At 54.5% G+C, this 4758-nt stretch carries 3 protein-coding genes and 1 pseudogene; 2 read left to right on the top strand and 2 right to left on the bottom strand.

From position 1 onward, the window contains the following. Window positions 1-51 precede the first annotated feature (51 nt). Window positions 52-1554, bottom strand: coding sequence for a TraB/GumN family protein (locus AWB78_RS41445; RefSeq protein ID WP_062612962.1), 1503 nt, complete (start codon window positions 1552-1554; stop codon window positions 52-54). Window positions 1555-3717: 2163 nt separating this feature from the next. On the opposite strand from AWB78_RS41445, the gene AWB78_RS44765 reads away from it, so the two are divergent. Together AWB78_RS44765 and AWB78_RS41440 are read left to right on the top strand one after the other, a co-directional pair. Next, complete coding sequence (locus AWB78_RS44765; RefSeq protein WP_232478114.1) at window positions 3718-3885, top strand: hypothetical protein; 168 nt, start codon at window positions 3718-3720, stop codon at window positions 3883-3885. A gap of 199 nt (window positions 3886-4084) precedes the next feature. Next, window positions 4085-4374 (top strand): annotated as a pseudogene (locus tag AWB78_RS41440) (DDE-type integrase/transposase/recombinase); the annotation flags it as partial. A gap of 115 nt (window positions 4375-4489) precedes the next feature. On the opposite strand, the gene AWB78_RS41435 reads toward AWB78_RS41440, so the two are convergent. Further along, on the bottom strand, window positions 4490-4758 hold a 269-nt coding region (locus AWB78_RS41435), incomplete at its 5' end, for a transposase (protein WP_198399482.1).

Below are 4758 nucleotides of genomic sequence, written 5' to 3'. Positions count from 1 at the left end.
CCGGGGTTCCGCGGACTTCTATCTAACGGCGTGGCCGCAGGACGTTCAACTTTAACTGCTTTTGAGCTTCTCTTTTAATGCTTTTAGTCGTCTATATTGACCCGGTCGGTTTTTTTTAAATTCTTCGTATTCGGGAGAGTTGCGTCGGAATATACATAAAAATCTTGTGCCCTGCGCGCGCCGCAGGTAGCCCAAAAGCGTTTTCTTAATTGACGGCCAAACAGAATCGCCGTCGACCTTAGGAAGGCCTTGATCATCTTTCTCAAGGTTTGCGAGACAGGCAGAAAGAAAGTGTTCAGCCATATCGATACGCAAGCGGGCGCAATCATAATCATAATCTTGCTTATTAGCATATGCGTGCTTCAATCCGTTGGATATCTTCGCAAGATCAGGCGCAAGATTGGTTTGTCCTTCGAACATTACCATTAACTGGTGCGCGAACTCGATTTCCTTCGCGGCGATGCACGTCTCCAAAAGGTCGCTGCCGGGAGGCAGTTGCAGCGCTTGCTTCATGAATTGATCGACAAACCAATCCATCGAACCTGTTCTACATTTCGCTAGCGTGCGGCCTAATCGCTTTAAAGTCTTCGGTTCCGACTTGCGGATGAACGCCTTTAAATAATCCACTCGCGGGTTAGATTGTGCTCCCCCAGAGAGCCGATCGATTGCCTCGCGCGGAGGATCATTCGATATCGCGTAAAGACACTCCTGCATAATGGCGTGCGCTTCCTCGCTCGATACCGTGTTTAGCTGATTAGCGATTCCCTCCAAGGCAGCCAGTCTCTTATCGAGGGTACCTTCCCGAAGCGAACTGAGCAGCCCGCTCAGCCATTCTTGCCTCGTGTAGCCATCCGGAACTTTTGTACTGAGCTCGACAATATCTTTCCAGGGCAACTGCGACAACACGGCAAAGATTGGATCGAGAAGCTTACGCGAGGCGCCTAGCCTGCGCGCCCATTGGCTCAGGCGTAGCAGAAGTGCACCCTGCACCTCAATAGGCTGACCTTGGATCTGCCGCAATAGATCATAGAAGGTTTGATGGGCCTTTTCGGTGGACAATCCGAGCGGGCCGATCCTGAGATGCGCTTGCAAGGTGTCGTAGTCGGAAAACTTGCCGGATTGCATGAACTGGTCAAGCTTTTCTCGGAAGAAGAAAGCTCGAACGTCCGAATCCTTCACAAACGTGCGCATCTGGTCTGCTAAATGGATCAACGAGGCAAATCCGAGTTCAGACTGCTGGGATAGCTTATCAAACACGTCTGTACACTCTCTGGTCACGTGTTTGATCGTAGTGGCTCGATCATTCGACGGCTGAAACTTCGCTGCTTCAATCCGTTCAAGATGCGCGAAAACGCTCTGCGGCCCTTTTATTTTTTGTCGGAACTTGTGGCTTGTCTTCAAGCACCGCAATGTCTCGACCGCGTCTGTCGCCGGAAGGTAAGCCAGCACAGAATTGAGCAAAGCAGGCTTCTTCAGCTTATGCAACGGTGAAACTGGGGTTTGCCCAGACGCGGCATTGAGATGGAAGGGCTCGTAATGGGAAATTGGATTCATCAGACTTTCAAGTTGGGCGATATAGGATGGGTTACTATCCCTCTTGGCTGGCGTTGCGGCCTGACGCCAATCGCTTGGGCGTTCGCATCGACGTGGCATGTGCATCGATGCTTAAACGGTAGGCGATGCCACTCGGACGCGCGAGCCGGTGGGATGGACCGATCGGCAATATGCCGAGAACGAACACCGGAGGCGATCTTGATTAAACACAAGCAATCACCGTGGCCGCGATGATGGTCCTTTCCTCAATGCCATCTTCAAGTGCCGCCTTCAAAGAAGTGCCACATTCAAAGCGAATTCTTGACATCCTACGACAGAATGCTCAGTCAAACACCTGTCAGGATTGACACTCCCAGCGCCGACCGGGCGATGATAAGCTGAGGGCTCGAGATCGGGCAATGTTACGAGGCCTATCGTCCGATCGCCGAATATGGTTGGAATTGAAGCGGAGTTGCCGGGTGTTCGGATGCGGTACTGACCTTTGAAATCATTTTTGTTATCCATCAGGTTCGCGCGCGGGATGTGCCGGAAGTCAAAATCAACGGCAGCCTGAATCTGTTGGAGTTTCGCGGATCGCGCCTTCTCGATGTTGGTGAGCCACCGGGTGCCTTCGACGAGCGTCTGAGTGTCGCGGTGATCGAACGATGTGAGATTGAATGAGGTAATAGCGGATGCCTTATTAACGTCAAACGATTGTTAATCGCGACGGCACCTTTTCAATGGTCCTGTCTCCGATCTTGCGGGTTTGAGATCTGCCCTGCATCGCGGTGGGATCTTGTATTTCGTCGGCCGCCCACGGCAAATGGATGGGAGACAGCCGCGCACGCCGACGACTGATAGCCGCTTTTGTCCGGGCAACGCGGGTTTCAAAAAAGGCGGTGGGCGGCGACGCCGCTGGCATTGGCAGTATTCGGCCTAGCGTCTACAAGCGTGCACCTCGCGCCGTGTACCCAAGATACATGGTCCGGCGGTTCGTCGGCGCCACTGGTCGTTTGCCTGCGGCTTTCGCGAAATTTCTAATCGATTTCTCGATTCTTCACGTGCTCACGCTCACGATTCTCCGTGGCGTCGACAGGTCGGTTCGGGTAGTGAGGCGAGCGCGCCGGAGATGCAATCCGTGAAGCAATGCGGAAGTTTGTTGCGATGGCGAGCGGACGATTGCTGACGCTCAATGTTGTTCCACCGAAGCCGACTGATCGCACCATTTGCAGGAGCTGTGTAAGTTGGCATTGAGATGGGTAATCGGTGCGCAGGACTTCGCGGCCTGCTGCAAGCGCAGGCTAGTAGCTCGGAGAGTGGCTGTAATAATTGTCCTTCCTGCGGGCGCAGGAATCTGGACTGCCGTAGACTTGTGATCTTTTGTGAGAGTGCGGCAAGTAAAGAACTACAGCATGCCTTGGAAAACCACCACTGCTGGTAAAATTGTGAAATCGTAAGCAGATAAAAGAGGATGCGGATCAAAAGAACGTAGCGCCCACCGATCTGTTCGCCGATGAGCATCACCGCAAGAACGGGCGCCACTGCGCGGAAACGGTGGATGACTGCACAACGGCAGCTGGATTTCGTCGCCATCCAAGTGGCGCGAAGCATTCACTGAAATTCTCGGTGATTCGAGGTCCCCTACAGTAAAACCATAAGCTACTCGATGGATTGCATCGCGAATTCATGCCCTACGACATCGACGGCTGAGGGCGACGGTGGCGCTCGAGGGATGCGCGCGCGGATATGAAAGGCGCTGTCGCTGCGGTCAAGCCGAAGGAGGTGTGGGCGCGCCTCGGGAAAAGTCGTTCGCACGTCGCTGCCCGATCACCTTGAGCGCGATGAACGCGTTCACCAGTCGCCGCAGACGACTGTCCAGATTACGCTGGCGGGCTCAACGGATTGCCGAGCCCAGCCTGCGCGGGTAACTTGGGCGATGATCTCTTGCAGGCGCCAATCCGGGAGCGGCGGTGATGTACAGCCCGATTGGTAGGGTCCGTATGAACTGCATCGATACCGATGCATAACCGCACTTCTAATTCGAGCGCATCGCGATCATCCGGCCAATCGTATCGATGAACTACTGGCCTGGAAGTTACACCTGCGTTGCCTGACTGTGCTCGTGTCCCCGCCATCTGGTAACCGTCGTCTCGCCTCATGACCATGATAGATAGAGGAAAAAGCGTGAATAACCAGACAGCCCAACATATTCTCAAACGGGCCGAGGGATGGATTGATTGGAGCCAGGCACGGAACGTTCCGAACTGGCAGCAAGGAAAAATCGTGCTGGACGGCCGATTTAGTGCCGATGAACTGCGTGCGCTCATTGAGCTTCAGCGAACCACGCCTTAAGCGCTCTCTGCGACGGACGCCAGCAGAGCCGGTGGTGCCAAAATCATTCGGCGCGGTGCGCTGCGTCCTCAAACTTGAGCGCCGGACGCTACGGTCGCGATCATACGCTTATTGGCGAGCCACGATCGTGGTGCTGGCAGAAGTGCGATTGGGATGTGCGTTTGAGCTTCATGCCCGCTTGGCGCAGACTATGGCAAGCGACAAAGCGGCTGCGCGACGCTACTTTGAGATGGTCGCGCTCGAAGCGCTAAACGCTGAGCGGACAATGCCGATCAAGATCCGCCAGAACAAATATCTGAACAACATCATCGAGCAAGATCGCCGCGCCCTCAAACGCACTATCAAACCGATGATGGGCTTCAAGAATTTTGATGTGCCAGAATTAACCTGTTCGCCATCGAAGTATCATGCCTGATCCGCAAGGAGCGAATACATGACAACGGCGTCGCCGAAACTGCGGCCGAGCAGTTCTACTCGTTAGTGCGATAAGCAGTTCATATCAAATCTCGTATTTGCTCGTTCTATCCGTCTTATCGGGACACAATCCACAACCGCAATCGTTGTGGCCAGCAGCTCCTCCACGCCCGCTTCGCCCAGCGCCTACCTAGCGAAACCGTACCAGGTTTATCGGATCGCACGGGAGGCAAGACTGGAAATATTCCTCGTCCATGAAGTGCTGGATGTAAATCTTCTCCGCCCAGCGCTTGCAGGCTGACTCTTCGCTTTTGTTGTGCGCGTGCTTCAGATAGAGCAGGCCGGCCATCATCTGAATCGCCAGACGCGGGCGACCTGCCGCACTCACGCTGGCGCCGGCGAGCTTCGGTGCTGTGCCGAACAGGTCGGTGGTCTCGCCATTGACGCGTGCGATCGCTC

It is taken from the genome of Caballeronia calidae (genome assembly GCF_900044055.2).
Lineage (GTDB): Bacteria > Pseudomonadota > Gammaproteobacteria > Burkholderiales > Burkholderiaceae > Caballeronia > Caballeronia calidae.
Note: the sequence above shows the minus strand (reverse complement) of the source record. Positions and strands in the feature narration are given on the sequence as shown.

Coding starts and splice junctions, on each gene's coding strand:
- AWB78_RS41445 (WP_062612962.1), bottom strand. CDS start 1,554: ATGAATCCAATTTCCCATTACGAGCCCTTCCATCTCAATGCCGCGTCT.